The organism is Halovivax ruber XH-70 (assembly GCF_000328525.1).
Taxonomy (GTDB): Archaea; Halobacteriota; Halobacteria; order Halobacteriales; family Natrialbaceae; genus Halovivax; species Halovivax ruber.
The window spans coordinates 3,163,591-3,189,325 of the sequence record NC_019964.1 but is presented as its reverse complement, the minus strand read 5'-3'; the positions used below and the strand labels follow the sequence as shown (position 1 = coordinate 3,189,325).

Annotated in this window: 24 protein-coding genes; 11 read left to right on the top strand and 13 right to left on the bottom strand. The window is 65.5% G+C overall.

The window, feature by feature from the left end; all coding sequences use genetic code 11:
* Positions 1-216: 216 nt before the first annotated feature.
* The 5 genes from HALRU_RS15335 to HALRU_RS16060 form a co-directional block, all read right to left on the bottom strand.
* A complete protein-coding gene (locus HALRU_RS15335) occupies positions 217-462 on the bottom strand; it encodes a hypothetical protein (protein WP_148680565.1) in 246 nt (81 codons plus the stop codon).
* A 155-nt stretch (positions 463-617) separates the two neighbouring features.
* Positions 618-1,538: a hypothetical protein gene (locus tag HALRU_RS15330; RefSeq protein ID WP_015302301.1), complete on the bottom strand. Its 921-nt coding sequence runs from the start codon at positions 1,536-1,538 to the stop codon at positions 618-620.
* A 5-nt stretch (positions 1,539-1,543) separates the two neighbouring features.
* Positions 1,544-2,182: a hypothetical protein gene (locus HALRU_RS15325; RefSeq protein WP_015302300.1), complete on the bottom strand. Its 639-nt coding sequence runs from the start codon at positions 2,180-2,182 to the stop codon at positions 1,544-1,546.
* A gap of 152 nt (positions 2,183-2,334) precedes the next feature.
* Positions 2,335-3,231 carry a hypothetical protein gene (locus tag HALRU_RS15320; protein ID WP_015302299.1) on the bottom strand — a complete coding sequence of 299 codons (897 nt, stop codon included), beginning with the start codon at positions 3,229-3,231 and terminating at the stop codon, positions 2,335-2,337.
* Positions 3,228-4,631: an eCIS core domain-containing protein gene (locus tag HALRU_RS16060; protein WP_015302298.1), complete on the bottom strand. Its 1,404-nt coding sequence runs from the start codon at positions 4,629-4,631 to the stop codon at positions 3,228-3,230. Before HALRU_RS16060 ends, HALRU_RS15320 begins: the two co-directional genes overlap by 4 nt.
* Before the next feature lie 269 nt (positions 4,632-4,900).
* On the opposite strand from HALRU_RS16060, the gene HALRU_RS15310 reads away from it, so the two are divergent.
* Complete coding sequence (locus HALRU_RS15310) at positions 4,901-5,626, top strand: uracil-DNA glycosylase (RefSeq protein WP_015302297.1); 726 nt, start codon at positions 4,901-4,903, stop codon at positions 5,624-5,626.
* Between the two features lie 23 nt (positions 5,627-5,649).
* On the opposite strand, the gene HALRU_RS15305 is transcribed toward HALRU_RS15310, so the two are convergent.
* Entirely contained in the window at positions 5,650-6,684 is a 1,035-nt protein-coding gene (locus tag HALRU_RS15305) for an outer membrane protein assembly factor BamB family protein (protein ID WP_015302296.1), read from the bottom strand.
* Positions 6,685-7,079: 395 nt separating this feature from the next.
* Here HALRU_RS15305 and HALRU_RS15300 point away from each other — a divergent pair, with 395 nt between their 5' ends.
* From HALRU_RS15300 to HALRU_RS15285, 4 genes are all read left to right on the top strand, one after another.
* On the top strand, positions 7,080-7,499 hold the full coding sequence (locus HALRU_RS15300) for an HIT family protein (protein ID WP_015302295.1): 420 nt from the start codon (positions 7,080-7,082) through the stop codon (positions 7,497-7,499).
* Positions 7,500-7,623: 124 nt separating this feature from the next.
* Complete coding sequence (locus tag HALRU_RS15295; RefSeq protein WP_015302294.1) at positions 7,624-8,328, top strand: phosphatase PAP2 family protein; 705 nt, start codon at positions 7,624-7,626, stop codon at positions 8,326-8,328.
* 110 nt (positions 8,329-8,438) lie between these two features.
* Positions 8,439-9,878: an aldehyde dehydrogenase family protein gene (locus tag HALRU_RS15290; RefSeq protein ID WP_015302293.1), complete on the top strand. Its 1,440-nt coding sequence runs from the start codon at positions 8,439-8,441 to the stop codon at positions 9,876-9,878.
* Positions 9,879-9,955: 77 nt separating this feature from the next.
* The gene (locus HALRU_RS15285) at positions 9,956-10,198 is read left to right on the top strand and encodes a hypothetical protein (RefSeq protein WP_015302292.1); all 243 of its coding nucleotides are present in this window, start codon (positions 9,956-9,958) and stop codon (positions 10,196-10,198) included.
* Positions 10,199-10,207: 9 nt separating this feature from the next.
* On the opposite strand, the gene HALRU_RS15280 is transcribed toward HALRU_RS15285, so the two are convergent.
* The 3 genes from HALRU_RS15280 to HALRU_RS15270 form a co-directional block, all read right to left on the bottom strand.
* Positions 10,208-11,272, bottom strand: coding sequence for a prepilin peptidase (locus tag HALRU_RS15280; protein ID WP_015302291.1), 1,065 nt, complete (start codon positions 11,270-11,272; stop codon positions 10,208-10,210).
* A 164-nt stretch (positions 11,273-11,436) separates the two neighbouring features.
* A complete protein-coding gene (gene fer / locus HALRU_RS15275; RefSeq protein ID WP_015302290.1) occupies positions 11,437-11,826 on the bottom strand; it encodes a ferredoxin Fer in 390 nt (129 codons plus the stop codon).
* Positions 11,827-12,005: 179 nt separating this feature from the next.
* Complete coding sequence (locus HALRU_RS15270) at positions 12,006-13,205, bottom strand: inorganic phosphate transporter (protein WP_015302289.1); 1,200 nt, start codon at positions 13,203-13,205, stop codon at positions 12,006-12,008.
* Between the two features lie 134 nt (positions 13,206-13,339).
* Here HALRU_RS15270 and HALRU_RS15265 point away from each other — a divergent pair, with 134 nt between their 5' ends.
* Positions 13,340-14,116, top strand: a complete 777-nt coding sequence (locus tag HALRU_RS15265) for a hypothetical protein (RefSeq protein WP_015302288.1) — start codon at positions 13,340-13,342, stop codon at positions 14,114-14,116.
* 106 nt (positions 14,117-14,222) lie between these two features.
* Here the strand turns inward: HALRU_RS15265 and HALRU_RS15260 are convergent, their stop codons facing one another.
* From HALRU_RS15260 to HALRU_RS15250, 3 genes are all read right to left on the bottom strand, one after another.
* A complete protein-coding gene (locus HALRU_RS15260; RefSeq protein WP_015302287.1) occupies positions 14,223-14,651 on the bottom strand; it encodes a universal stress protein in 429 nt (142 codons plus the stop codon).
* Between the two features lie 87 nt (positions 14,652-14,738).
* Complete coding sequence (locus tag HALRU_RS15255) at positions 14,739-15,914, bottom strand: inorganic phosphate transporter (protein WP_015302286.1); 1,176 nt, start codon at positions 15,912-15,914, stop codon at positions 14,739-14,741.
* 101 nt (positions 15,915-16,015) lie between these two features.
* Positions 16,016-17,821 carry an SLC13 family permease gene (locus HALRU_RS15250; RefSeq protein WP_148680731.1) on the bottom strand — a complete coding sequence of 602 codons (1,806 nt, stop codon included), beginning with the start codon at positions 17,819-17,821 and terminating at the stop codon, positions 16,016-16,018.
* A gap of 431 nt (positions 17,822-18,252) precedes the next feature.
* Here HALRU_RS15250 and HALRU_RS15245 point away from each other — a divergent pair, with 431 nt between their 5' ends.
* The 3 genes from HALRU_RS15245 (at position 18,253) to hisA (ending at position 21,544) form a co-directional block, all read left to right on the top strand.
* Positions 18,253-19,683: an adenylosuccinate synthase gene (locus tag HALRU_RS15245; protein WP_015302284.1), complete on the top strand. Its 1,431-nt coding sequence runs from the start codon at positions 18,253-18,255 to the stop codon at positions 19,681-19,683.
* Positions 19,684-19,687: 4 nt separating this feature from the next.
* A complete protein-coding gene (locus HALRU_RS15240; RefSeq protein WP_015302283.1) occupies positions 19,688-20,626 on the top strand; it encodes a DUF7351 domain-containing protein in 939 nt (312 codons plus the stop codon).
* 186 nt (positions 20,627-20,812) lie between these two features.
* Complete coding sequence (gene hisA, locus HALRU_RS15235) at positions 20,813-21,544, top strand: 1-(5-phosphoribosyl)-5-[(5-phosphoribosylamino)methylideneamino]imidazole-4-carboxamide isomerase (RefSeq protein WP_015302282.1); 732 nt, start codon at positions 20,813-20,815, stop codon at positions 21,542-21,544.
* Between the two features lie 97 nt (positions 21,545-21,641).
* Here the strand turns inward: hisA and HALRU_RS15230 are convergent, their stop codons facing one another.
* On the bottom strand, positions 21,642-21,905 hold the full coding sequence (locus HALRU_RS15230; RefSeq protein ID WP_015302281.1) for a hypothetical protein: 264 nt from the start codon (positions 21,903-21,905) through the stop codon (positions 21,642-21,644).
* Positions 21,906-22,235: 330 nt separating this feature from the next.
* Between HALRU_RS15230 and hisB the strand changes: the two genes are divergently transcribed.
* Both hisB and HALRU_RS15220 read left to right on the top strand, forming a co-directional pair.
* Positions 22,236-22,826 carry an imidazoleglycerol-phosphate dehydratase HisB gene (gene hisB / locus HALRU_RS15225; RefSeq protein ID WP_015302280.1) on the top strand — a complete coding sequence of 197 codons (591 nt, stop codon included), beginning with the start codon at positions 22,236-22,238 and terminating at the stop codon, positions 22,824-22,826.
* A gap of 198 nt (positions 22,827-23,024) precedes the next feature.
* Entirely contained in the window at positions 23,025-25,670 is a 2,646-nt protein-coding gene (locus tag HALRU_RS15220; RefSeq protein WP_015302279.1) for a heavy metal translocating P-type ATPase, read from the top strand.
* The last annotated feature ends 65 nt before the right edge of the window (positions 25,671-25,735 follow it).

Below are 25,735 nucleotides of genomic sequence, written 5' to 3'. Positions count from 1 at the left end.
TACCTGACGAACATCGGATGGGTCCTCACTACTCTCGCGGCGATCATCATCCTCACTGTCGCAACGACCGCGTTCACGGGGGGGAGTGATCCCTATGCAGTTCATATCCGCGGGATTTTCCGTGCTCGCGATCGCCGCGTTCGTCACGTACCTGCAGTCACTCGCCGAAGCGTAGGAAGGTGCAACGTCGGGCTGGGTACCTGCCAACCTCGCCGTTCACTCCGCGAACACGGCGCTCGCGCGAAGAACCAGCTTCTGGTAGCCGACGGCGTAAACGCCCGCGTACAGCAGGACGGTTCCGATCGCGGCGAGCCAGCCGGCGAGCATCAGGTCGCCAGCGCCCAGGTGCTGGAGACTGGCGTTCTCTGCGAGTGCGCCGACGATCGTCAGCCCGATGGCGAGAACGGTGTACACCGCGAGCGAGACGACCTCGGCGAGCAGTTCCGATCCAAGCAGCGTCATAGCGAGACCGTAGGGCTCGGTCGACATAGCCCTGACGCTCTGCCCGCGGGTCCGCGACGATCGAACGCGGCTAGATACGAAAGATTGGGAAGCCGACCCGACTGCGGGCTCTGGGGGTGTCTCTCCGTCGCCCGCGACGGAACTGGTTTCGAGCCCTACCGACTGAACAGCGCGCCTTTGAGCTGGCTGTACAGTGACCGTTCACTTCCCAGATCCACCAACCCACCGAGTTCGGCGTCCGAAATCGGCAACTCCGGCGCGAACTCGTGGCTGTAGCCGGGGATGTCCGCGTTGACGTCGAAGTACGCGGGGTAGCACTCGAAGTGTTGGTACTTGCCTGTGAAGCGGTACTGGCCCGGGCCGAGGACTTTGTACGCCGCGGGCGGTTCGAGCCCCATTCCGACGTAGCAATCGCGGATCTGACAGCGCAGATTGTATACGAGATAGTCCCGGAAGGGTTTCAGGTCGACGAACGGAGCAGGCGAAATCTCGATGCGGGCGTCCGAGTCGCGATCCGGCACCGGCGCTTCGTCGTGACGAACGGTCGTCCGCTCGCCCTTCGCGACGTAGTACTCGACGATGACGCCTGAGACGGCTTCAATATCATCTGATTCGTCGAGGTAGATCTCCTGTTCGTAGAGTACGGCACCATCGGGACCGATCTTGTCTGTCGGAAGTTCGTAGGGGCGCTCGGTGCCACCCGTGTCGACGTCGGGATCGTCTGCGTAGTGACTCAGACTCTGGGCGAACAGGTCGCCGAAGTAGTCGTCGAGTTCGTCGGCGGTGAGGGCAGCCAGTGCGTCGCGGACGGTCTCGAACCGCCCGGGGTTCAGATCCCACGGGATCGTGTCGTATTCGGTCTCCTGAGCGACGTAGTACTTGGCGTAGCGGCGGGCATGGAATATCGTTTCCTGCTCCGATGTACTTCTCCGTTCAGGGTCATCAGGGTAGCCATCTTGACTGTGTCCAGAGATGTCTCCATCGTATGATACCAATATCCGATGCTCCACCCCATTATTATCGTCAACTTCTACACCGATGTCTTGATCGTCTCTATCGATAACTTGTGCTTCCATTAGATTCACCAGAATTTTAGGGACTTGTCGCCCGTTTCTCCACCTTCGATCTTGAACTCCTGATCGGTGGTGAGTCCGAGTAGTGACCGGAGGCGCTTCTGTATTGTGTCGGCCGTTCCGTTCCCATACTGCTGGGCGATGAAGTAGCCGACCGGAACGGTGGCGAGGCCGCCCGCCAGTGCCCCAGCGGGCCCGGCTATCGAGCCCACCAGCGATCCGGCCTTCCAGCCGCTCGTCGCGCCCTTGAACCCACTGCCCATCGTGTCCTGCAGGCGGCTGGCGACGTCGATATCGTTCGCTTCGACGTAGGCGGGGAGCTCGTCGGGTGTGTCGACCGCCTCGACGAGGTCGACGAGCTCGTCCTGCGTCAGCCGGTAGGTCTTGGTGGTCAGATCCGCGACTGTCTCGTCGACGAGGCCGGGGCCCTCGGCCGTCGAGAGGCGCTCGGCATTTGCGGGACCGGCGTTCCAGTCCTTTCGCTGGACGTGGAAGTCGGTTCCCAGCCGGTTCACAATCAGCGGCTCGTCGCCCGAGAGCGCATCCTCGGCTGCCTGATCCGCTTCGCGCTCTAGCTGCGGATCCGGATCGATCTCCAGGTCGGCGTCCGGCACGTCGTGGGGATCCGTCCACTCGAATACTCGCATGATGGTTGGCTTCCGAGGCCATGCCCGCGATTTACCGTCAGGTTGTATCGAGCGCAAACAGCCAGTGTACTGGTTACATCCGGCGGATGGTAACTGAACGGCAGAATCCGGGGACCGAACACAGAGCCTGCACATGCGTCGATGGAGAGGCGTTACCAGGGTTCCCAGGACGTTACGGTCGCCTCGCTCGACCAGTACTCGTCGTACAGCGAGCAGAATTTCTGGCTCTGGAAGCCCTCGTAGGTTCCCCACCCTTGTGCGCGGAACGGAACTGGCGGCTTCACCCCCATCAGCAGGAAGCGGTCGCGGATCTGGTAGGCGAGGTTCGAGACGACGTAGTGCTGGAACGAGTCAACCGACGCAGGATCGAACGCCATCAGTTCGACGCGAACGTCCGGGTCGCGATCGAGTGGTTGCTCGCCGTGGGATACCTGCTCGTTCCCCTGCCCGTCGTTGTGCAACACGTGCATCCCCGAGACGGCTTCGACCTCGAAATCGAGTTCGTCCATCTCGTCGAACGGAATGTCGCCGTCGCCGACGGCCGGTGAATCGGCATCCCCGTCGAACCGATCGAGGAATTGCTCGAGTACCGGCGGGTCGAAGTCGACCGGATCGGGTTGCAGGTAGACATCCTTCTGGTAGACGATGGCGTCGTCGGGATCTGCGTCGTCGAACGGCAATTCGACGCCGAACCCGTCGTAGTGGCGACGAAGTTTGGCGTGGAGATCGCCGAAATAGTCGTCGAACTCATCTTCGGAGAGCCTGGTGATGGCCAGCAGGCCAGCCACGAGGCGATCGGGGTTTTCGGTTGGTGGAACCGTGTCGTACCCGCGCTCGCGGTACACAGTCCACTGCGCATATCGGCGGGCTTGCTGCCCGTATTCCGACTGTTTACGAGTTCGTTTGGCGGGATTGTTAGAGTATTCCTCGCATTTATGGAACTCTATTTCTCCCCCGTTTTCAATAGTCAAGTCATGCTCAGCCCCGCCATTGTCGGTCACATAGACCTTTATGTAACCATCTTTCTCCCCTTCGATTTTGGTCTTCATTGATTTCCACCAGTTTGGTATGGGTCGCCATCCTCATCGTACCAGACTCCCTCCCGGATCTCCTGTTCGATCTGCTCGGCCCGGTCTTCGAGCGAGCCGTTGGTCTGCTCCCAGAGGTGCTTGAGGTCGTCCAGATCTGATATCTTTCCGTCCCGGAGTTGCGCCACCGTCTGTCTTCCCCGGTCGTCGAGGTCCTTCCCCGCGGCCGCCGTTCCCAGCTTCGCCGCCTTGATCAGATACGGGATCGTCGTCACGGAGAGGATACCCTTGACGATTCCCCAGGAGACCTTGTCCCACATCCCGACCTCGATGTCACCATCGAGGAGCCGGCGTTGGTCCTCGGTCAGGGCCACGTCGCTCAGGTCGGCATCGATGTTCGATTTGAGTTGCTCGATCTGCGTTTTGATATCGGCTTCCGACGGACCGCGCTTTGCGAGATCGCGAACTTCTCTGGAGTTCGATGCCTTGAGCTCCTGTTTCGTCCCCAGCGAAGACTCTTTTTGCTGCTTTTCGATGACGTCTTGGGCCACTCCGTGCAGATACGCAAGCCGATTTTCGTTCTGGTCCTCGCGGAAGTCGCTGATCTCGCCGCTCTCGTTCTCGGCCTCGAACAGCGCCATCGCCTCGAACACCTTGTTTTCCGATACCCGCTGGACGTGGACGTCCGTGCCCAGCCGGTTCACGGTCAGCGGTTCCTCTCCGGACAGCGCGTCTTCGGCCGCCTGATCAGCCTCCCGCTCTAGTTGCGGGTCAGGATCGATTTCCAGGTCGGCGTCCGCTTGCGGCATCATCGAGATCGCCGCGCCCGTTTGCTGTTTGACGTGAGCCAACTCGTGCGCCAGCAGGTACTGTCCCTCCGCGCTTTCCGGATCGTATTCGCCGTCGTTGAACACGATCGCGTTGCCGCAAGTGAACGCTCGCGCGTCGATCGCGTCGGCGGCCTTTGCCGCTTCCGGACCCGTGTGAATCTCGACGTTCGAGAAGTCTGCATCCATCCGGTCTTCGAGGGCGCGCTGGAGCGAGGCGTCGAGTGACTGCCCGCTGCCGGTCGCGAGCACATCGAGCACTGCATCCGGCACGTCGTGAGGGTCCGTCTCCGTCCCGTCCGTCGCACGCATGATGTGTTCTTGCGCCTCGTGACCGTAGCCGCGACTGGCCATCGGCACCCGGTCAGTCTGCGGAATCGGATTCACGTTCTCCATCGCTGGCAAGCCGACCGACGGCCTGGCATCGGGCGGTGTCGCGTCGGGGACTGGCGCGTCGGGAATCGGTGCATCGGGCATTCCCATGGGAGTGAACGCCTGCTCGTCGGCCTCGCGATTCTCGCGGCGATCGTCTCGGTCGCGTTCCCGTCGCTCGCCGTTTCTGCGGTTCCGTCGGCGATCCTTCTTCCGCCCCATCTAGCCGTCCTCCGCCTGCCTCTGCAAACTTCTCGATCGGCGACGATCGCTCGGAGTCATCGTATACGGACACTTCAATTTTGTATAGTATAATTGTTTCCATGGTGCGTTGGGGTGAGTCGTATAGGGATAAATGGTAAAAACAACCTTCCCAAAGGCACTTCTGAGGCGGGCCGACAGTGCCAGCTGACTTCCGCTCGAAGGCCCGGCGTGCGTGGTGGACGCGTCGGATCGACACGCCCTTCGTCGATGCGCCCCTGCCTCAGTGCGTGTCCTCCGAATCGCCCTCCGACCCTGACGATCCTGCGTTCCCCGCGTCGCGCCACGTCATCGAACCGGACTGCGATCGCTGTCCGCAACTCGCCGCCTGTCGCGAGCACATCTCGTGGGGAACGGGGCCGCCCGACGCCCCGGTCTTCGTCGTCGGCGAGGCGCCAGGTGCCGGCAATCCCGATGCTGACCCGTGGCGCGGCGGCAACTGGACCGGGATGGCCTACACCGCGCGTCACTCCGGTCGGCGGATCCGCCGGATGATGGACGAGGTGGGGTACGCCGACGAGAGCTACTTCACGAACGCGGTGAAGTGCATGCCCGCGGACGAGACGCGCGGCGCCGCTGCCGAGTCGGACACCGATTCCGCGAGCGAGTCCGCCGACTCGGTGAGTACGTGCGAACCTACCGCCGAGGAACTCGCGGCCTGTCGCCCACACCTCCTGACGGAACTCGATCGTGTCGAGCCCGATGTCGTCGTCGCGACCGGCAAACACGCCACCACGTCGGTGTTAGCGGCTGACGACCGCTCGCTCGACGACCTCGACGGGTCCGGCTTTCTCGACACCGTTCTCGAACCCACTCGGTGTGGGGCGCTGGATACTTGGCTCCTGCCGATCCTCCATCCGTCCAATCAGGACGTCTGGATCAGTCGGATGGGGTACGAGGCCGACGAGTACGCGACCGCACTCCGCGAAGCGCTGGGCGAGTTGTGCACCCGCTGACTGCTCGGAAACGGATTTTCTTCTCAGGCCAACGCGACGACCCCGTCCTCAACCTTGACGATCACCAGGCCGTCGGCGACCAGCGTATCCCCGGCGCCTGGCGGGAGGTCCCAGGACGACAGTTGCGACCCGTCGTCGAGCGCCAGGCGAAGTAACGTGCTCCGCTGGGGGCCGGCCGCGCCGACGTAGACGCTGTCTCCGACGACGGTGGGCGCCCCGAACCCGGCGGTGCCGTCGGGCGGCGCGATTCGCCAGCGGCGCTCGCCTGCGTTAGCTTCTACGGCGTGCAGTCGCCCGGCCGACCGGTCGGCGCGTCGTTCTCGAACGACGACGACCTCCGGCGTCGCCGCCCCGATTTCGTACCACCGCTTTGCGCGTCCCTCCTGTGTGTCTCCCCAGACCTGCGAAAGCGGGTACTGCCACTGCCGTTCGCCGCTCGCGGGATCGAGCGACAGAAGGTCCTTCTCGCCGGTCGATTTGGTGATGAATACCCGTTCGCCGGTGATTACAGGCCCCGATCTCGTAATGCCTGGGGCGTCCCTGTCCCAGCGGACCGATCCGTTCACGGGATCGAGCGCGTACAGCGTTCCGTATCCGGACGCGAATACCCCGACTTCGGGATGAAACGACCGGACGAAGAGCCGATCGTCGTCGACGGGAGTTACCCACAGGTGGTCGCCGGTCCGGACGTCGTACGCGTGGAGATCCCCATCGATCGTGTCGGTGTGGTAGAATCGTCCGCCGCCGATCAACCAGTTTCCGTTGGGCGGATCGCTATAGCTCCACACCTGTTCGCCGGTTGCCGCGGCCAACGCACCGACCGGCGGTGTCCAATCATCGATCCGATAGTAGAGTTCGCTCCCCGGAGCGGCGATAGAGGGGCCCATTCCGCCGTCCCCGAGGTACCTTCGACTCCACTCGACGTCGCCGTTCGCGATATCGACGGCCCAGAGGGCGACACCGCGCGATTCGGCGCCTGCGACGAACGCCCGGCCGTTCGCGACGATCGGGGGTGACCACTCGTTGGCGTACAGTGAGTCGTCTCGAACGGCCCACACGCGCTCGAGATCTGCATCGGGGGGCTCTCAGGGGGCGGGTTGCGCGTCAGTGCTGGATCGTAGTCCGGGAATGGCCACTCGGTGTTGGCCCATGCCAGCGGGGTACGGCCCGGAACGTAGCCGGCGTCTGGGTCTTCCAGGTACAGTTTGACCCCGATGGCGCCGGAGCCACCGGTGATCAGACCGCCGCCACCGACGATCACGTCACGTCTCGAAGGCAGGGTGTTCACCCATCACTGCATTCGGCTAATGTCGTAAATATTTTAATACAACCGAGGGGAGGGTCGTTCCCTATTAGTTACGTCCGGCTGTTGGGAAGCCTAGCTCCCCCCTGTTGAACCGAGTGACGGCGATCGCGGGTAACCTTCATACGACGTGGCGACACAGCCACAGACATGCCCACGATCTTCAGTCAGATCGTCGACGGGGAGATCCCCGCCCGCACCGTCTACGAGGACGAGACCACGTACGCTTTCCTCGACGCGAACCCGCTCGCGCCAGGACACACGCTCGTCATCCCGAAAGACGAGTACGAGCGATTGAACGACGTCCCTGACGACGTCGCGTCCGACCTCTACGCGACGATTCACGACCTGGTCCCGGCAGTCGAGGACGCCGTCGACGCCGACGCGACCACCGTCGCGTTCAACAACGGCGAAGCGGCGGGACAGGAGGTCCCGCACGTCCACTGCCACATCGTCCCGCGATTCGACGGGGACGGTGGCGGGCCGATCCACGCGATCGCCGGACAGACGCCCGATCTCGCGGACGACGAACTCGACGACATCGCGGCCGACATCGAATCACGGTGCTGACCGGGCCCGTCCACCGACGGTTTCGACCCGGGCTGAACCGCTTCTCGTTCGAGCATCTATCGGATGTCTGACACCTATCACATCGATCCAAGCTATTTAGTCGCTCCTCTCCCCGTGTGGTTCTATGACCCGGGGAATCGGCGAGCACGCGCTGGTGAACGAACTGCTTCCGGACTGGCTGGCCGTCGTCTTCGGCGTCTTAACTCAGCTCGGTGACATTTGGTTCCTCTCGCTCCTCCTCGCCTCGCTTTTCCTGCTCGATACGCCCTCTCGATCGGGCGTGGCCTTCGTCGGCGGTGCGTGGTTCGCCGGACTGGGGCTGTACCGGGGGCTGAAGGAACTGCTGGCGTGGCCACGGCCGACCGCGATGCCACTCGATCCGGAGGCGCTCCCGGGCGTCGTCGAGACGATTTACGAACTCACGGCCTTCGCCGGGGGCTACGGCTTTCCGAGCGGACACGCGACGAGCACGACGATCGTCTACGTCGGGCTGGCGTCCGTCCTCACCGTGAGTACCGCCCGGCGTCGATACGCAGCCGCCGGCACCGTCGTCGCCCTCGTCTGTCTCGCGCGAATCGTCCTCGGTCTCCACTACCTCGTCGACGTGGTCGCTGGGGTTACCCTCGCTCTCACGCTTCTCTTCGGCGTACGAGCGCTCGCTGACCACCGTTCGCTGGACCGCGCGACCGTCGCGTTCGCCGTGGCGATTCCGCTGGCCGGTTTCTACTTCGTGACGAGTGGCGCCGAACTCGAGGCCGTACTGATCCTCGCGGCCTCACTCGCCGGACTCGTTGGCTGGCGACGATACGACTCCACCCGGATGGCGTGACCGAATTCGAACCGATCGAGATGAATGTTATTATCGTGCACGAGCCCGATGGAGTGGATAGACGGCCTCGTTCGGTCGGTTCGGTCGAGGCCGACCTCGAGTGATCCACAATGTCAGACGCAATCGCAGAAGCATACCAGCTCTTCATCGACGGCGAGTTCGTACAGGCGGCGGCAGGTGAGACGCGCGAGACGATCGACCCGGCGACGGGCGAGACACTCGCGACGGCCGCGGAGGCGGGTGCGGCGGACGTCGACCGTGCGGTCGAGGCCGCCAGCGAGGCCCAGGCCGAGTGGGAAGCCATGTCGCCCGGCAAGCGCGGCCGGATCGTCTCCCAGCTGGGCGAACTCATTGCCGAACACTCGGACGAGCTGGCCGAACTCGAGAGTCGGGATCAGGGCAAGCCGCTCACCCAGGCCCACCACGACGTGTCGGGTGCCGCCAGGTTCTTCGAGTACTACGGCGGCGCAGTCGACAAACTAGAGGGGCGGACCGCACCGACGGGTGACGGCAAGTTGGCGTTCACCGAGCGCACACCCTACGGCGTCAGCGGCCAGATCGTCCCGTGGAACTTCCCGTTCAACCTGACCGCTCGCGGCGTCGCGCCGGCGCTGGCCGCCGGCAATAGCGTCGTCGTGAAGGCGGCGCCGACGACCCCGCTGACCGCGATCCGACTGGCGGAACTGGGCAAAGAGGCCGGCCTCCCGGATGGCGTCCTCAACGTGCTCACCGGCGGCGGGGAGCCGGGTGCCGCCCTCTCCGAACACGAGGACGTCGACGTCCTCACCTTCACCGGCAGCGTCCCGACGGGCCAGGCGGTCATGGAGTCCGCCGCGAAGACGATCACGCCCGTCACGCTCGAACTCGGCGGCAAGAACGCCTCGATCGTCACACCGGAGGCCGACCTCGGTTCGGCCGTCTTCTGGACCTCACTCGGCATCTTCACCAATGCCGGCCAGATCTGCTCGGCGGCCGACCGCGCCGTCGTCCACGAGTCCATCTACGACGACTTCGTCGACGCGATCGTCGACCGTGCCGAGTCCTACGACCTCGGCCCCGGTGTCGAGGATCCCGGAATGGGCCCGCTCAACTACGAGGAACACTACGAGAGCGTCCTCGAGTACATCGACGTCGGCGTGAAGGAGGGCGCGACGCTCGTGACCGGCGGCGAACCGGCCGACCGCGATGGCTTCTTCGTCGAGCCGACGGTCTTCACCGACGTCGAACCAGACATGCGAATCGCCCAGGAGGAGATCTTCGGCCCGGTGCTCACGGTTATCCCCTACTCCGACCCCGAGGAGGCGATTCGTATCGCCAACGGCGTCGAATACGGCCTCACCGGCGGCGTCTTCTCGCAGGACATCGACGAGGCGCTCTCGCTCGCCCGCGACGTCGACGCCGGCACCGTCTTCATCAACGAGTGGTTCGGCGACGGCGTCGAGACGCCCTTCGGTGGCACGAAGAAGAGCGGCATCGGTCGTGAGAAGGGCATGGAAGCGCTCGATTCGTACCTCCAGACGCAGTCGATCACCGTCAACATCGACAACTAGGCACCGCGGAGCGCACTCGCTTCGGGCCCGTGCGGCCCCATCGTGAGTATTTTGTTGTCGCCCTTCGAGAAGCGTCTATGGCCCTCGCTTCGTTTCTCGCTGCGGTGCGTGCGAACCCCGTTGCGGCCGCGCTGGAACTGGGGAGTCTGGTGATCTCGTTCCTCCTGCTCCTCGGCGTCGTCGCAGCCCTCGCGACGGGGTCGCCGGATCAGTCCGGCGGACTCTGGCTGGCCGTCGTCGCCGTCGGCGCCGCGTTCGCGGCGTTCTGGACGGTCGGCTGGCCGCTGTACGAACGGCTACGAGCGCGACTCGCGGCGTAACGACCACCGCTAGCTCATCAGCGAAATGAGTACGTCGCCGTAACCAATCGCGACGAGCAGGCCGAGAAAGAGCGGGACGAGAAACGGCGTTCCAGGCGAGTACCAGACGCGTTCCTCGGACGCGAGGACGTCGAGTCCGTCGCGGAGATCATCGGGCGAAGTGCCGTAGGCCGTGCCCTCGATCGAGTCGAGGAACGCCGCCGCACCCCAGGGATCGTCGAACTCGACGCCGCTCGGGTCGGCGTCGGTCGGATCGCCGTTGGTCGGCTCGGCGCTGAAATCGGCTTCATCGCGTCCCGTCTGTTCCACTGCATCGATGGATTCCACCTCCCCACCGTCGGCCACGGGCGGCCCAGCGTCGATCGCACCGTCGGTCGGCGGATTCGGTTCGTCAGGGAGCGTCTCGGGATCGCGGAGTCGATCCGGTTCGGCCCGCAGTTCTGCGAACGTCGCGCCACGCCAGCGAAGGTACATTCTGAGCGCGTCGAGATCTAGTCCGGAGAGCGTGTAGCCGTCGGTCGTCTGGAGGAGTTTGCCGTGGCGGTGTGGAATGCGGTCGACGGCCGTCGGCCAGCCGAGCGGGGCGATCGGGGTGAATCGTCCGGCGAGCGCGTTTCGGAGCCCGAGCGCGACCGGAATCGCGAGCCCGACGAGGACGCCGTTGCCCAGGATCGCCAGCGAGAAGGGCAAGAGCTGATCGCCGCCGACGAGCGGGAACGCCCAGTCACCGATCCCGTACGACGGGGTGACGGGAAAGAGCAGTGCGAGGACGAGCAACGCCTTCGCGTCGGCGCCGCCGAAGCCGCCGAACCACCAGAAGAGGTACGCGAGCGGCACGACGAAGCCGACGCTGAACGCCGTCGGGATGAGGAACGACTGCCAGGCGTGGAGGTCGGCGGTGTAGGCGACCCAGCCGTCCCAGGCGAGCAGGGCCGCGCCGAGCGCACCGAGGGGAATCCAGACCGCACTCGGGACGCGCCGGGTTCGCACGTCTAACACGGCGACCCAGGCGAAGACGGGGAGCGCGAGCAGGCGAAGGAGATCGGGGACCGAGGCGGGGAGATTCGACAGCACGAGCGCTCATCGACGCGCCACTCGTGTTAGTGTTTCGGGCGTCCCGGACGGGGTGTCTCGTCGAAGCCTAACGTCGCGCGATTCGTCCGAGAGACTCCCGATATCGAAACCCACGGCTCGGATCCGGTGGGCGAAAACGGCAGTATCGCGAAAGAGGAGACTGCTTAGATGACGCGGTTCTGCAGGTAATCGAGGTGCTTTGCGTTGTAGACGATCTTGACCTCGTCGGTCAGGGCGTGACCGATGCAGGTCAGGCGAACGTTCTTCTCTTCGACCTCCTCGTCGGAGAGGATCTGCTGCATGTCCATCTCGAGTTCGCCTTCCTTGAGGATGGCTGCACAGTTCGCACAGGCGCCGGCGCGGCAGGAGAAGGGCCAGTCGTAGCCCTGGGCCTCGGCGGCTTCGAGGATGTACTCGCCCTCGTTGACCTCGAGCGTGCCGTAGTCCTCGTCGTCGAGGCCAGCGTCGGCGGCCTCGTCGAAGAGGTCGTCGTCGTCCATCTCCCAGCCGTGATCGTCCAGCACTTCGTAGTTGAGGTATTCTACCGTGGGCATCAGCGGAGAATTCGGCACCCGCCCTGTAATACCTTGCTGTTGCGACTTGCATCGTTAATCACGTAGGATATCCTGGGAATCGTCGGTGCAAGCCCGAGACACCGCAGAATATGGGGTCCGTCGACTGCGGGACCGGCACTTCGGCGGTCGATGCACCCGACCGATTGCTCCGCCGCCGTTCAGAACCCGAAAACCGGGACGAACCGGAACGTGAGATAGGCTCCGACTGTCGCGATGGCCGGCACGACGTTCTGCATGAGAACGACCTTGGCGGTCGTCCCCGGGTCGAAGAGGTCCGACGCCCGGGGGATGTCCGTCGGTTCCTCTTCACCGATCTCCGGGAGTGACTCGCCTTCCTCCTCGGCGGTCAGTGCGCCGACGGAGACGTGCGTCTCTTCACCCCTGGCGACTTCGGGGAGCGTCGTCGTCCGGGTCGCCCGGCCCCAGCCGAGGCCGATGATGCTCATCGTCGCGATGACGACGAAGCTCGCGGGGACGCCGAGCGAGGAGAGGACGATGACGATCGAGGAACTCACGACGGCGACGACGATTGCCGCCGTCAGCGGCAGGTTCGTGATATCGTTGCCGAGCGTGTCGAGCGTGCGGCGGGCGATCGTGAAACAGCCGACGGTGACCGCGGCGGAGCCGAGCAGGATCAGCGGGATCATCTCGACCTCTCCGGTTCCGTAGATCGGCGCGATCGCGTTCGCGATGTTGCTCGTCCCGGAGGAGAAGGCCATCAGACAGCCGATGGCGACGACGACCAGCGCGCCCGTCTTCTCGCGGCGATCGGCGTCCGGTCCGAATCGGATGCGGGGGAAGACCCCTTTCCACGCGATCTGCACCATGAGCTCGTCCTCGTCGTCGCTCCCCTCGATCGCGACCCAGGCGTTGATTCGCGGGTAGAAGTACCGCCCGACGACGCCGGAGACCCAGAACCCGAGGATCGGGGCGACGATCCACCAACTGACGATCTCGCCGAGGACGACCCAGTTCACCGCGTCCGTCGCGAATCCCAGCGCGGCGATGGCGCCGACGGCGGTCATCGACGTCGAGGCCGGCACGCCCGCGTAGTTGCCGACGAACAGGGCCCCGCCGATGAAGAAGAGGACGGCGACGTTCGCCCGCATCGTGAAGATCCCGGTGTCCGTGACCAGCTCCTCCCCGAGGGTCGTGACGACCTGGGGGCCGATCGTGATTGCCCCGAGGAAGAAGAACACGGCCATCAGGCCGGCGGCCATCACCTTCGAGATCACGTTCGCGCCGACGGCCGGGCCGAAGGCCGGGCCGGTCGTGGCGCCGCCGATGTTGTATCCGACGAAGACGGCGACGAGCAATCCGACGACGAGGAGCGGTTCCAACACGGTATCTATCACCATCCACACCGTCCGCGCTCAAAAGAACGTTCATCTGCACTGATCGGGGGCGGCCGTCGACGTGACGATCGCCCGCACCGTTCGCCGATGGCCGCCGATCCAGAGGTTTTACCGGGGTACGCCGCAAGGTCGTAGCCATGAACCCGGTCCGCATTGATGCGATCGTCGATCTGACCTACGGCGCCTTGATCGTCCTCTCGATCGGGCTGATCGCCACCGGTGATACGAACGTCGGCCTCGCGTTCGGGGTCGGCGTCTTCGCCTCCTACGTCGTCCACGTCGTCTGGAAGATGTCCCGGTTCGATCCGGACTGGATGACGACCGCCGTCCGCGAGTCCGTCGAGAAGGAAGTCGGCGAGACGATGGACAAGACTGTCGGGAAAACTGTGGAGGAAACAGTCGAGAAGACGGTCGACGAGACGGTCGGCGAAACGGTCGAACAGACGATGGAGAAGACGATGGACGAGACGGTCGGGAAAACCGTCGAGGAGACGGTCGAGAAGACAGTCGACGAGAAGGTCGGCGAAACAGTCGAACAGACGGTTGGCGAAACGGTCGAAGAGACTGTCGGCGAGACTGTCGAGCAGAAAGTCGGCGAAACCGTCGAGGAGACCGTGGAGAAGACGATGGACGAGAAGGTTGGCGAGACGGTCGAAGAAACGGTTGGTGAAACCGTCGAACAGAAAGTCGGTGAGACGGTCGAGGAAACGGTCGGTGAGACCGTCGAAGAGACGGTCGCCGAAACCGTCGAGGAGACGGTTCCGGACACCATCGAAGAGACCGTCGTCGAGCAGATCGAGGACGTCCAAAAGCAAGTCGAGTCGGTCGAGGAGCGCGTCGATCGCCGGCCACGGGAGGACGAAGTCGAGGAGTTGATCGAGGAGACTACCGAGAACGACGACGATCAGGAGTAACTCGTTCGATCAGTCGATCGAATACACCCGTTCAGTCAGTCGATCGAATACACTCGTTTCTCGCCAGTCGAAAGCACACGTCCACATCCGTCCCGGATCGGCTCGATCACCGGACCGACGTGACGGGGACGGGGGACCGGCGGAACACTTCTTTCGCGACGCTGCCGACCAGGAATCGCCGTGCAATGTCTGCGCTGTGTTCGCCGTGGCTCCCCATCACGATGACGTCGTAGTCGTCCGCGTCGCGCACGATGACCCGGGCCGGATGGCCCAGGCCGACGACGGTGTCGATCTCTCGGTCGTGTTCGGCCGCGATGGTGCGGGCCCGTTCCAGCACTGGGCCGGCGTGTTCTTGCGACGCCTCGTCAAGATCGGTTTCCAGCGCGAGACTGACTGCGTCGCCCATCAGCATCGAGGGCACGCCGACGACCGTGAGGACGGTCACGTCGGCGTCGGGATGCGTTTCGAGTGCGTACTCGAGGGCTCGCTCGGCCATTTCGGAGTCGTCCATCGGGACGAGGACGCGAAAACTCATACGAGACGCTACGTCGACATGGTGAATAAGTACGGTGGTCGGATTCACGGGAGTGGGCGGCCAGTGAGCTCGCGTCGGCTGGGTCCGTCAGGCGATGCCAGGGACGAGCACGAAGAATCCGTACGCAAGCGCCGTCGACATCGTCGGCCCGATTATCCACATCGAGATGTACTTGATGATGGCGCCCGGGTTGAACAGGTCGCGCGCGTCTAGCACCTCGCTCCGCTCGGCTTCGCCGATCGGGCGCGGTTCGGCGCCCGCCGTCTCCTCGGTGGTGAGCGCTCCCATCGCGATCTCCGCCTCTCCGGCCTCGCCCGCGACCGCCTCGCGGACGGTAACCGGTCGGGTCGCCCGGCCCCACCCGAGACCGACGATCGTCATGACCGACCCCATCACGAGGCTGATCGGGATGCCCATCGACGAGAGGACGGTCGTGATCGTGGAGGCCGTGACCATGACGATCAGCGCCGCGAGCAGGGGAATGTCGCTCAGCTCGCCCCCGACGGACTCCATCGTTCGGCGGGCGATCGTAAAGCCGCCCAGCCCGATCGCCACCGTCGCGATGAGGATGGCTGGGTTCGGCTCGAGCGCTCCGCTGCTGACGAGCGGCGCGACGGCGTTGGGCACGTTACTCGCGCCGGCGCTGAACGCCATGTAACAGCCGACGATCAGCACGACGATCGTGCTCACGAGTTCGCGATAGGTCGTGTTCGGTCCGAGAGCAGGTGTCGGGAGGCCGCCACTTCGATCGAACGTGAGCAGCGGCCCCGGCGAGTTTTCGATTCCAACCCGGCGATTGAGCTCCGGATAGATGTACCGGCCGATGAACGCGCCGATCCAGAACCCGATGATGGGCGTGACGATCCACCACGAGAGGATCCAGGCGATCGTCTCGTAGTTCACCGTCCCCGTCGCCAGTCCCAACCCAGCGATGGCGCCCACCGTCGTCATCGACGTCGGCACGGGGACGCCGAAGACGTTCGCGATCAGGATCCCCAGGCCGATGAAGAACAGGACGGCGACGCCTGCCGCGAGCGAGATCTCGATCGTGATGATGTCGCCCGAAAGCGTGTCCATCACGTTCCGTCCGACGGTCCACCCGCCGAGGAAGACGAACACCGTCATCAGCCCGGCCGCCGTCGTCTTCTTCAACAGGCCGGCGCCGACGGCCGGTCCCCACGCGATCCCCGTGGATGAGCCGCCGATGTTGAAGCCGACGAAGAGCGACGCGATCACACCCACGATCAACACCGTCTCTACCATACTAGCAGGGGCAATGCCGCCCGTCCTGATGTAGGTACTGTCTTTCAACGAGGTGTGTCGGCGGTCGACCACCGATGTCGGAACCACGACGACTGCTCCGACTACACGCCCCAGAGCACCACGATGCCGAGCGTCGTCACGACGGCGAGCAGCACCTGCAGCGGCGCGCCCACGCGGGCGAAGTCCGTGAATTCGTAGCCGCCGGGCCCGTACACCATCAGGTTCGTCTGGTAGCCGACGGGCGAGAGCAGCGGCGTCGAGCAGGCGAAGACCACCGCGAGGACGAACGCGTAGGGATCTGCCCCCAGCCGGATGGCCACGTCGAACCCGATCGGGATCATGAGGACGACACTCGCGTTGTTCGAGAGCAGTTCCGTCAGCAGGGCCGTCCCGAGGTAGAGCAGGCCGAGGACGAAGACGACGTGCAGATCGCCGACGGCCGCGACGGCGTGTCCGGCCAGGAACGCCGCAGCGCCGGTCTCCTCTAGCGCGATGCCGAGCGGGATGAGCCCCGCGAGCAGGACGATCACGCTCCAGTCGACACCGTCCCAGAGTTCGCGGGGTTCGAGGATCCCGGCGGTGACCATCGCGCCGGCGCCGGCGATCGCCGTCACCAGGATCGGCTGTACGTCGAGGGCGGCGAGCCCGACGACACCGGCAACGATTCCGAGCGCGAGGGGGAGCTTCTCACGCCGGTACGTCGGTCGGGTGAACTCCTGGGCGACGATGACGTTCCGGTTCCGTCCGAGGCGATCGAGCGCGTCGTGATCCGCCTGAACGAGCAGGGTGTCGCCACCGCGAAGCGGACGCAGGTCCATCCGCGTGTTGAACACGTCCGGACCGCGTCGCAAGGCGAGCACCGTCGCGCCGTATCGCTGGCGGAAGCTCGTCGATTCGAGTGTCTCACCGACGAGATCGCCGTCGGGGGCGACGATTACCTCCGCCAGTCGCTGTTCAGTCCCGCCGTTCTCGTCGCCGGTGATCTCGAGGTCCGCCTCGTCGATTCCCCGTCGCGGGCGGTGGGAGAGTCCCTCGACGGCCGCGAGGTCGATCACCCCTTCTCGGCCCGTCCGCACGATGAGGACGTCGGCTGGCCGCAACTCCTTCTCGTCGATCGAGGCGCCGAACGCGTCCTCGCCACGCAGGAGGGTGACCGCCTCCAGGTCGACGTCGACCGCTTCGAGCGCGGCGTGGACGGTCGTCCCGACGAGCGGCGAGTCGGTCGGGACGGTCACCTCGGTCAGGTAGCCGGAGACGTCGAACTCGTCCGTGAGCGCCTCGCTCGGTTCGATCCGCTCGGGAAGCAACGCCGGCGCGACCAGCAGGAGGTAGAGCGATCCCGTCGCCAGCACCAGCACGCCGAGCGCGGTGAACTCGAACATCGAGAACGGGCGCCCGAGGTAGGCGTCCCTGGCGACGATCGAACTCGCCAGGATGTTCGTCGAGGTGCCGATCAGCGTGAGCATCCCGCCGAGCATCGAGGCGTAGGAGAGTGGGATCAGCAACCGGGACGGGGACGTCCCCGTCCGCTCGGCCAGGTCGATGACGACCGGGATCATGATCGCGACGACGGGCGTGTTGTTGACGAATCCTGCCGAGAGACCAGAGACGCCGACGATCGAGCCCAGCTGGCGCCGGTCGCTGTCGCCAGCGAACGCGGCCATGCGCTCGCCCAGCAGCTGGACGGCCCCGGTTCGACGGATGCCCTCGCTCAGGACGAACATCATGAGGACCGTAATCGTCGCCGGGCTGGCGAAGCCAGAAATCCCCTCCTCCGGCGAGATGGTCGTCCACGGCTCCAGAACCACGAGCGCGACAATCACGCCGAGTGCGGTGACGTCGAGCGGCACCGGCTGGGTGACGAAGAGGACGACCGCGACCACGACGATCGCGAAGACGACGAGCATCGCCGGCGATAGCGATGGCGTGTCGACAGGCTGCGCGGCGAGCGGTCGGGTGAGTCCGGCCACTGCCGTCTGCGAATCGAGATGCATCACTGTCTGTGGATCGACCGCCGTCGCAATCTGCAAATCGAGCGCCGTCACAGCCCGCAGATCGAACGTCATCGTCCCGCTGTCGCTGACACTCCACGGTATCGGTCCACCGGGCCGCGTCACGAGACCCGTTCCTACACCGTCACGACCCTAATATGGCAGTCGTTCCGTTCGTCGAAGTCACGCTCCGCGGAACGTCCACGGTCACTGTACGGGCGTGCCGAGCGCGGCCGGTGGGACCTGCCCGACGGCCCGTGGCATCGCGACTCCGTGTGAACGTCGCTTCACCGACGTGAATCGTGCTTCACAGAACGGTTACGACCCGGTCGGCCGTGGGTCTCGCCGTGAACGCAACTGTCATCGGTTCCCAGCTTGGGGACGAAGGAAAAGGCGGAATCGTCGACGTCTTCGCCGGCGATGCGGATATCGTCGTCAGGTATCAGGGTGGCGCCAACGCCGGCCACACCGTCGAACACGACGGTGAGACGTACGAACTTCGGCTGCTTCCGAGCGGTGTCGTCCAGGGTGCCGTGGGCGTCCTCGGAAACGGCTGCGTCGTCGACCTCTCGGTCCTCTTCGCCGAACTCGATGCACTCCGCGAGCGGGGGATTTCCCCCGACGTACGGATCGACGCTCGTGCACACGTCGTACTGCCGTATCATCGTGCACTGGATTCGATCGAGGAGACGGCCAGAGGCGAGACTGGTGACGCCGTCGGGACGACCGGCAACGGGATCGGCCCGGCCTACGAGGACAAAGCCGGGCGGCGCGGCGTCCGGGCGGGTGAGCTGGTCGCCGCCGGGTCACTCGACGGCCAACTCGACGCCCTCGTCTCGCGGAAGCGGCGACTCGTCGAGGCCATCACCGACGGTGATGCGGTTCCCGTCGCTGTCGACGGCTCCGATGTCACCTCTTCTGCGGCCGACTCGACGGCTCCGTTCGACGCCGATGCCATCGCAGAAACCCTCCGAGAGTGGGGCGAGCGTCTCGACGCCGAAAACATGGTCGTCGACGCCGGTGCCTTCCTCACTGCGAGCCATCACGACGGGAAGTCGATCGTGTTCGAAGGGGCACAAGGAACGCACATCGACGTCGATCACGGTACCTACCCGTTCGTCACGTCGTCGAACCCGACGCTCGGGGGTGCGATCACCGGTACCGGTGTCGATCCCTCGATCGTCGCCGGCGGTCACGTGATTGGCGTCGTGAAGAGCTATCTCTCCCGGGTTGGCAATGGTCCGATGCCGACGGAACTGGCCGAACGCCGGGCTGACGAGGTGCGGGATCTGGTCGGCGCGTTCGGCACGGTCACGGGTCGCCCCCGCCGGATCGGCTGGCTCGATCTCCCGATGCTCCGACACGCGACCCGCGTGAACGGCTTCACGGGCCTCGCGATCACTCACGTCGACACCCTCGCCGAATTCGACGAGCTTCGGCTCTGTACGGCCTACGAGCTGGATGGTGAACGCGTCGAGACGATTCCGGCCACTCGATCCGCCTGGGAGCGGTGCGAGCCGATCTACGAATCGATGGCGACCTGGTCGCCACAGGACTGGGGTGCAGTCGTCCAGGCGGGTTACGACGCCATCCCGGACGCCGCGAGAACGTACCTCGAGACCATCGCCGAGGCGCTGGACGCCCCGCTCGTCGCGGTTGGCGTCGGACCCGGGCGCGAAGCGACGGTCGTCCTGACGAACCCGCTCGAGGACGCCCGCTCGCTCGATCGGGGTTCGGGCACCAGACCGATAGTCCCCCGCGACGAATCTGCCACCTGAACGAATGCGTCCCGACGAACCGGTTGGCGACGAATCGGATCCGAGTGCCCTCGATGCCGAGACCGCGTTCTCGCTCCTGGCCGACGAGACGCGCGTCGCGATCGTCCGGGAACTCGGCGAAGCGACGGCTTCACCCGAGACCGGAATCGCCCACCTTGGCTACGCCGAGTTGCAGTCGCGCGTCGATATCCGCGACTCCGGGCGTTTCAACTACCATCTGACGAAGCTGTGTGGCAACTACGTCGCGAAGGAGCCCGACGGATATCGCCTCCGCTGGCCCGGAATGGTACTATTTCGGACGCTCGTCGCCGGCTTGCTCACGGAGGAATCGACGCCGGCGCTCGCCGACGTCGACGTCGGGACCGACTGCCACCGGTGTAGTCACCCCATCGAACTCACACGCTACGAGACGCTCGTCCGCGTTCGCTGTTCCACGTGCGACGCGAACTATACGGACATCTCGCTGCCGTCTCACGGCCTGGTCGACCGTGACCGAGACGCACTGTTACAGACTGTTCACCGACGGAGTCGATCGATCATGAGTGCAATGACGGCTGGCCAGTGTCCCTGGTGTGCGCAGGCCGTCGAGCCCGAAATCCACGCCGAGAGCCCCCTCCCGTCCCAGCACGACACGCGTGACCTCGACGCCTACGTCGTCTACCACTGCACCGAGTGTACGGGCTTTCAATACGCGCCGGTTGCCCAGACGCTGTGCTATCGGCCAGTCACGATCTCGTTCTTCCACGAACACGGGCGCGATCTCACGGCGATCCCGCGCTGGGAACTCGCCTGGGCCGTGACCGACCGGACGACCACCGTTCTCGACCGTGACCCGTGGCGGTTCTCGATCCGGGTCCCGCTCGAGTCGTCGGAACTCGTCGTCGAACTCGACGAACGACTCGCTGTCGTCGACTCACACACGCAACCACGCGGCGGGGAGTGAAGGCACCGACGGGGAGGGAATCGCCGACTGGAGTCGCGATGACCGGTCGGACGGAACAGTGACGGCCCGCCGACCGGACCCACGACGACCCGTCGACCGAATCTACGACGACCCGTCGACCGGATCCACGATAACCCGTCGACCGGGATCAGCACCCTTACTTCGTCGCCGGCCGCCTCCGTACGTATGAACCACTTCCCGACGTTCGAGGTGATCCCCGCCGTCGACGTCCAGGATGGCGAGGTCGTCCAGCTCGTCCAGGGCGAGCGGGGGACCGAGACGCGCTACGGAGACCCCGTCGAGGCGGCCGAGCGCTGGATCGACGCCGGCGCTCGATCGCTGCATCTCGTCGACCTCGACGGTGCGTTCGACGGTGAGCGGGCCAACGCCGCGGCCATCGAAGCGGTCGTCGACGCCGTCTCCGTCCCCGTCCAGATCGGCGGCGGTATCCGCACCGCGGACGAGGCGCTCTCGCTGCTCGATCGTGGCGTCGACCGCGTCATTCTCGGGACGGCAGCAGTCGAGAATCCCGATATCGTCGCGGAAATCGCCGAGACACGCCCTGAATCGGTCGTCGTGAGCCTCGACGCCAAGGATGGCGAGGTCGTCGTCGAAGGGTGGACTAAAGGATCCGGCCTGACTCCGGCCGAAGCCGCAACGCGCTACGCCGACCTCGGTGCCGCCGCGATCCTCTTTACGAACGTCGACGTCGAGGGCCAGCTCGAGGGGATCGCCGCAGAACCGGTCCGCGAACTCGTCGAGGCGACGACCCTCCCGGTGATCGCCAGCGGCGGCGTCGCGACGCTCGCGGATGTTCAGGCCCTCTCCGACGCGGGCGCGGCGGCCGCGGTCGTCGGGAGTGCGCTCTACGAGGGGCGATTCACGCTCGCGGAGGGGCAGCAGGCCATCGAGGAATAGGTGGCCGCGGTCGATCGTGATCGGCTGTCCAGCGCGGGGATGGCGGCTGGCGGCAGCGGGGCGGTCTCTGATGGGAGAGACGGCTGCGTGTGGCGTGTCAGGGCTGTTTGTGTCCGTGGCCGACGTACAGCGCGAGGAGGTTGAGGACCACCAGTGCGACGAACGAGAGGGCCGCGCCGGTACTTTCGAGCCCGTTCGCGAGGACGCCGACGAGGACGAACGGGAGCCCGATGGCGCCCCAGAACGAGACGACCTGCAGGGGCGTCTTCACCGTCCGGAGGACCGGGCTCACCAGTGCGTCCACTTCGCGACCGAATCGGGCGACCGGGCCGGGGACGAGGAGGGATGATTTGGACAGCATGTGTGATCAGCGCTCGTGAGAACCACGGGATCCGTACCATCATATAAACCGACTAATCTTGGTGTCATTTCGACCGGTTTCACGACGGAAGGGTCCAGTTACGACATTTTACGACGGGTTGAAAATCCATTAGACGTTTTATCGAACTATCTGTGCGGATAAACCCACTCGCGCCGGATTATCTCTCTTCCACTGGAACGGTCGGTCACTCGTCGGCTCGATCAGCGCCGATCCCGGTTGCCAGTTGTCGCTGCCCCTTCCCCTGACCACGATTCGCTGGGTCCTGTCGCGAGCGGAACCGCCTTGTAGCCGCAGGTCCGTGTCTCCGGCATGAGCGATCGAACCGCGACGGTTTCGCGGGAGACGGCCGAGACGACGATCGAGTGCACGCTCGCGCTCGACGGAACGGGCGAGACCGACGTCGAGACCGGTATCGGCTTCTTCGACCACATGCTCACCGCGGTCGCGACGCACGGCCTGTTCGACCTCACGCTCTCGTGCGATGGCGACCTCCACGTCGACGACCACCACACCGTCGAGGACGTCGGCCTCTGTCTCGGCACCGCACTCGACGAGGCGCTCGGCGACCGGGCCGGTATCGTCCGCTTTGCCGATCGCCGGGTGCCCCTCGACGAGGCGGTCGCGAGCGTCGTCGTCGACGTCAGCGGCCGCCCGCTCTACCGCTTCGACGGCGAGTTCTCCCAGGAATCGGTCGGCGGCCTCACGAGTCACATGGCCAGACACTTCTGGCGTTCGGTCGCGACGAACGCCGGCCTCACTATGCACGCCGACATCGAGGGCGAGAACGCCCACCACGAGATCGAGGCACTGTTCAAGGCCGCCGCGCGCACGCTCGACGACGCGACTCGAATCGACGACCGGCGCGCCGACACGACACCGAGTACGAAGGGCGAACTGTAGCGACCAGCGTGGGCGAGCCACTTCATCCTCTCCGTGGAACCGCTGGTGCCGTCAACGCCACCACGAAACCGTTTTTCCCGTCCAGCCCGGAGTACGTCCTATGTCCAACTGTTTCCGGGATGCGGGCGTTCTGCGACTCGTTCGCGGTGTCGCGAGTCGGCACGCCGACCGGAAACGCCCCGCCTCGGGTGATCGTCGGTGACCGTCGACGTCAGTCCCGAGACGGACGGCACCTGCACACTGTGTGAGCTTCCCCTCGAAGCCACGGTCGTCACGGACGACGAGGGAAATCGGTACTGCTGTGCCGGCTGCAAGCACGTCGCGGGCACGCTCGACGACACGACGGATCCGGCCGACGTCGACGGCGCTGCCGTCGCCGAGGGAACGGCATCGGAGCCCGACGAACCGACGGAGGCACCGCCGGGAACCGAGCGTGCCTTCTTCCAGATCGAGGGGATGCACTGCTCGACCTGTGAGGTGTTCATCGAGGGCACGGGTGCAGAGGCCGACGGCGTCGCCGACGTCGCGGCGAGCTACGTCTCCGAGACCGTCCGCGTCGATTACGATCCCGACGAGACCGACCCCGACGCGGTCGCCGAGGACCTGACCGGCCTCGGCTACACCGCCTACCACCGGGAGAACGCTCTCGCGAAGCGCCGTGCGGAGGATCAAAACGAGATCCGCCTCATCGTGGGCGTCCTCTTCGGGATGGTCGTGATGATGCAATACCTCCTGCTCGTCTACCCGCTGCACGTCAACCTCTTCTACCCGGAACGCACCCACGAGTTCCTCGTCGAGATGGTCACGAGCTCGGCCTCGGTTCCGTTCTTCATCGTCCTCTTCGCGCTGACGAGCATCGTCCTCTTCGTCACCGGCGGCCCCATCCTCAGAGGTGCCTACGTCAGTCTGAAGACGCGCAACCCGAACATGGACCTGCTGGTCGCGCTCGCCGCCACGGCAGCCTACGTCTACAGCACGCTCGCGGTCCTCGTGGGTGAGCCGACGGAGATCTACTACGACGTCACCGTCGCGATTGTCCTCGTCGTCACCGTCGGCGGCTACTACGAGGGGACGATCAAGCAACGGGCGACCGAGGCCCTCGCAGATCTCTCGGCCGCCCAGGTCGACACGGCCGAGCGCTACGAGGCCGACGGCTCGACGACCACCGTCGACGTCTCCGTTCTCACCGACGGCGACCGATTCCTGGTTCGTGGCGGCGAACGGATCCCGGTCGACGGCGTCGTCGCCGAGGGGGACGGGGCGGTCGACGAAGCGGTCATCACCGGCGAATCCTTGCCCGTCTCGAAGGAGCCAGGCGACCGCGTCGTCGGCGGTTCGATCCTGGCCGAGGGCTCGCTCGTCGTCGGCGTCGACGGCGAACCGACGAGCAGTGTCGACCGCATCGCCGACCTCGTCTGGGACCTCCAGAGCGCTCGCGGCGGTATCCAGGGACTGGCCGATCGGCTGGCGACGATCTTCGTTCCGGTGGTCGTGACGCTGGCGCTCGTCGTGACGGCGGGCTACCTCGTCCTCGGCGCGCCTGTCTCGAACGCGTTGCTCGTCGGCCTCACCGTCCTCATCGTCTCCTGTCCCTGTGCGCTCGGCCTCGCGACCCCGCTCGCGGTCGCATCGAGCATACGCGAAGCCCTGGAACGCGGCATCGTCGTCTTCGACGAGACCGTCTTCGAGCGCATCCGCGACGTCGACGTCGTCGTCTTCGACAAGACGGGCACGCTCACCACCGGCGAGATGGAAGTGCTAGACGCCAGCGGTTCCGACACCCTCCTCGAACGCGCCGGGATCCTGGAGCAGCGCTCTGCCCACCCGGTCGCGGGGGCGATCGCCAATGCGTTCGGGCCGGACGCGGCGGGTGCGGAGGGAGGCGACCAGTCGTCTCCGGGATCGCCGTCGAACGCCAGTTCTGACCCGGCGACCGACGGCGGCGTCCCGGCCGGCGAGTCGGCCAGGGTGGCGGCAGCGGACGGCCAGCAATCGGACGAAGCACTCACGGAACCTGCCGCCGACGCGCCTGCGAACGCCGACGACGCACCGGCGGACGCCACCACGGACGACGAATCGACGGATCTCCCCGCGGACGACCGCCTGTCGGACTTCGAGTCCTACGCCACGGGCGTCGGTGGCACCGTCGACGGCGAGGTCGTTCTGGTCGGTCACCCCGGTCTGTTCGCCGAGCGCGGCTGGACCGTCCCCGACGAACTCGCCGACCGCGCCGAATCGGAGCGGACCGCCGGTCGTCTTCCGATCCTCGTCGGTCGTGACGGCACGGCCGCCGGAATCGTCGTCGTCGGTGACGAACCCCGCGACGGCTGGGACGAAACGGTCACCGATCTCGCCGATCGCGGCGTCGAGGTCGTCGTCCTCACCGGCGACGAGGAAGCAGCCGCGACCCGCTTTCGCGAGCACGACGGCGTCGCGGAGGTCTTCGCGGGCGTCCCACCGGAGGGGAAAGCCGAGACGGTCCGCCGCCTGCGCGCCCGTGGCAAGACGGCGATGGTCGGCGACGGAACCAACGACGCGCCCGCACTCGCCAGCGCGGATCTCGGCATCGCTCTCGGCGGCGGCACCGCTCTCGCGGCCGACGCCGCCGACGTCGCCATCGTCGACGACGACCTGTCTTCGCTGTCGACGGTCTTCGCCATCGCGAACGCCGCCCGTCGCCGCGTCCGCCAGAACATCGGCTGGGCGTTCGTCTACAACGCGATCGCGATCCCACTCGCCGTGTCGACCCTGATCAATCCGCTGTTCGCCGCCGTCGCGATGGGCACGTCGAGCCTCCTCGTGGTGACGAACTCGTCACGGGCGTTGCTCGGCGACGAGGAGTAGTAGTCAGTCCGTTCGATCTTCTCCGACGGCACAGATTCCCACGGTCGATTCCGTCGGTTCCCGCG

What these genes read in the sequence shown, in the direction of transcription:
- HALRU_RS15335 (WP_148680565.1), bottom strand. Translation starts at nt 462, where the DNA reads ATGACGCTGCTTGGATCGGAACTGCTCGCCGAGGTCGTCTCGCTCGCG.
- HALRU_RS15330 (WP_015302301.1), bottom strand. Translation starts at nt 1,538, where the DNA reads ATGGAAGCACAAGTTATCGATAGAGACGATCAAGACATCGGTGTAGAA.
- HALRU_RS15325 (WP_015302300.1), bottom strand. Translation starts at nt 2,182, where the DNA reads ATGCGAGTATTCGAGTGGACGGATCCCCACGACGTGCCGGACGCCGAC.
- HALRU_RS15320 (WP_015302299.1), bottom strand. Translation starts at nt 3,231, where the DNA reads ATGAAGACCAAAATCGAAGGGGAGAAAGATGGTTACATAAAGGTCTAT.
- HALRU_RS16060 (WP_015302298.1), bottom strand. Translation starts at nt 4,631, where the DNA reads ATGGGGCGGAAGAAGGATCGCCGACGGAACCGCAGAAACGGCGAGCGA.
- HALRU_RS15300 (WP_015302295.1), top strand. Translation starts at nt 7,080, where the DNA reads ATGCCCACGATCTTCAGTCAGATCGTCGACGGGGAGATCCCCGCCCGC.
- HALRU_RS15295 (WP_015302294.1), top strand. Translation starts at nt 7,624, where the DNA reads ATGACCCGGGGAATCGGCGAGCACGCGCTGGTGAACGAACTGCTTCCG.
- HALRU_RS15290 (WP_015302293.1), top strand. Translation starts at nt 8,439, where the DNA reads ATGTCAGACGCAATCGCAGAAGCATACCAGCTCTTCATCGACGGCGAG.
- HALRU_RS15285 (WP_015302292.1), top strand. Translation starts at nt 9,956, where the DNA reads ATGGCCCTCGCTTCGTTTCTCGCTGCGGTGCGTGCGAACCCCGTTGCG.
- fer (WP_015302290.1), bottom strand. Translation starts at nt 11,826, where the DNA reads ATGCCCACGGTAGAATACCTCAACTACGAAGTGCTGGACGATCACGGC.
- HALRU_RS15270 (WP_015302289.1), bottom strand. Translation starts at nt 13,205, where the DNA reads ATGGTGATAGATACCGTGTTGGAACCGCTCCTCGTCGTCGGATTGCTC.
- HALRU_RS15265 (WP_015302288.1), top strand. Translation starts at nt 13,340, where the DNA reads ATGAACCCGGTCCGCATTGATGCGATCGTCGATCTGACCTACGGCGCC.
- HALRU_RS15260 (WP_015302287.1), bottom strand. Translation starts at nt 14,651, where the DNA reads ATGAGTTTTCGCGTCCTCGTCCCGATGGACGACTCCGAAATGGCCGAG.
- HALRU_RS15255 (WP_015302286.1), bottom strand. Translation starts at nt 15,914, where the DNA reads ATGGTAGAGACGGTGTTGATCGTGGGTGTGATCGCGTCGCTCTTCGTC.
- HALRU_RS15250 (WP_148680731.1), bottom strand. Translation starts at nt 17,821, where the DNA reads ATGCTCGTCGTCTTCGCGATCGTCGTGGTCGCGGTCGTCCTCTTCGTC.
- HALRU_RS15240 (WP_015302283.1), top strand. Translation starts at nt 19,688, where the DNA reads ATGCGTCCCGACGAACCGGTTGGCGACGAATCGGATCCGAGTGCCCTC.
- hisA (WP_015302282.1), top strand. Translation starts at nt 20,813, where the DNA reads ATGAACCACTTCCCGACGTTCGAGGTGATCCCCGCCGTCGACGTCCAG.
- HALRU_RS15230 (WP_015302281.1), bottom strand. Translation starts at nt 21,905, where the DNA reads ATGCTGTCCAAATCATCCCTCCTCGTCCCCGGCCCGGTCGCCCGATTC.
- hisB (WP_015302280.1), top strand. Translation starts at nt 22,236, where the DNA reads ATGAGCGATCGAACCGCGACGGTTTCGCGGGAGACGGCCGAGACGACG.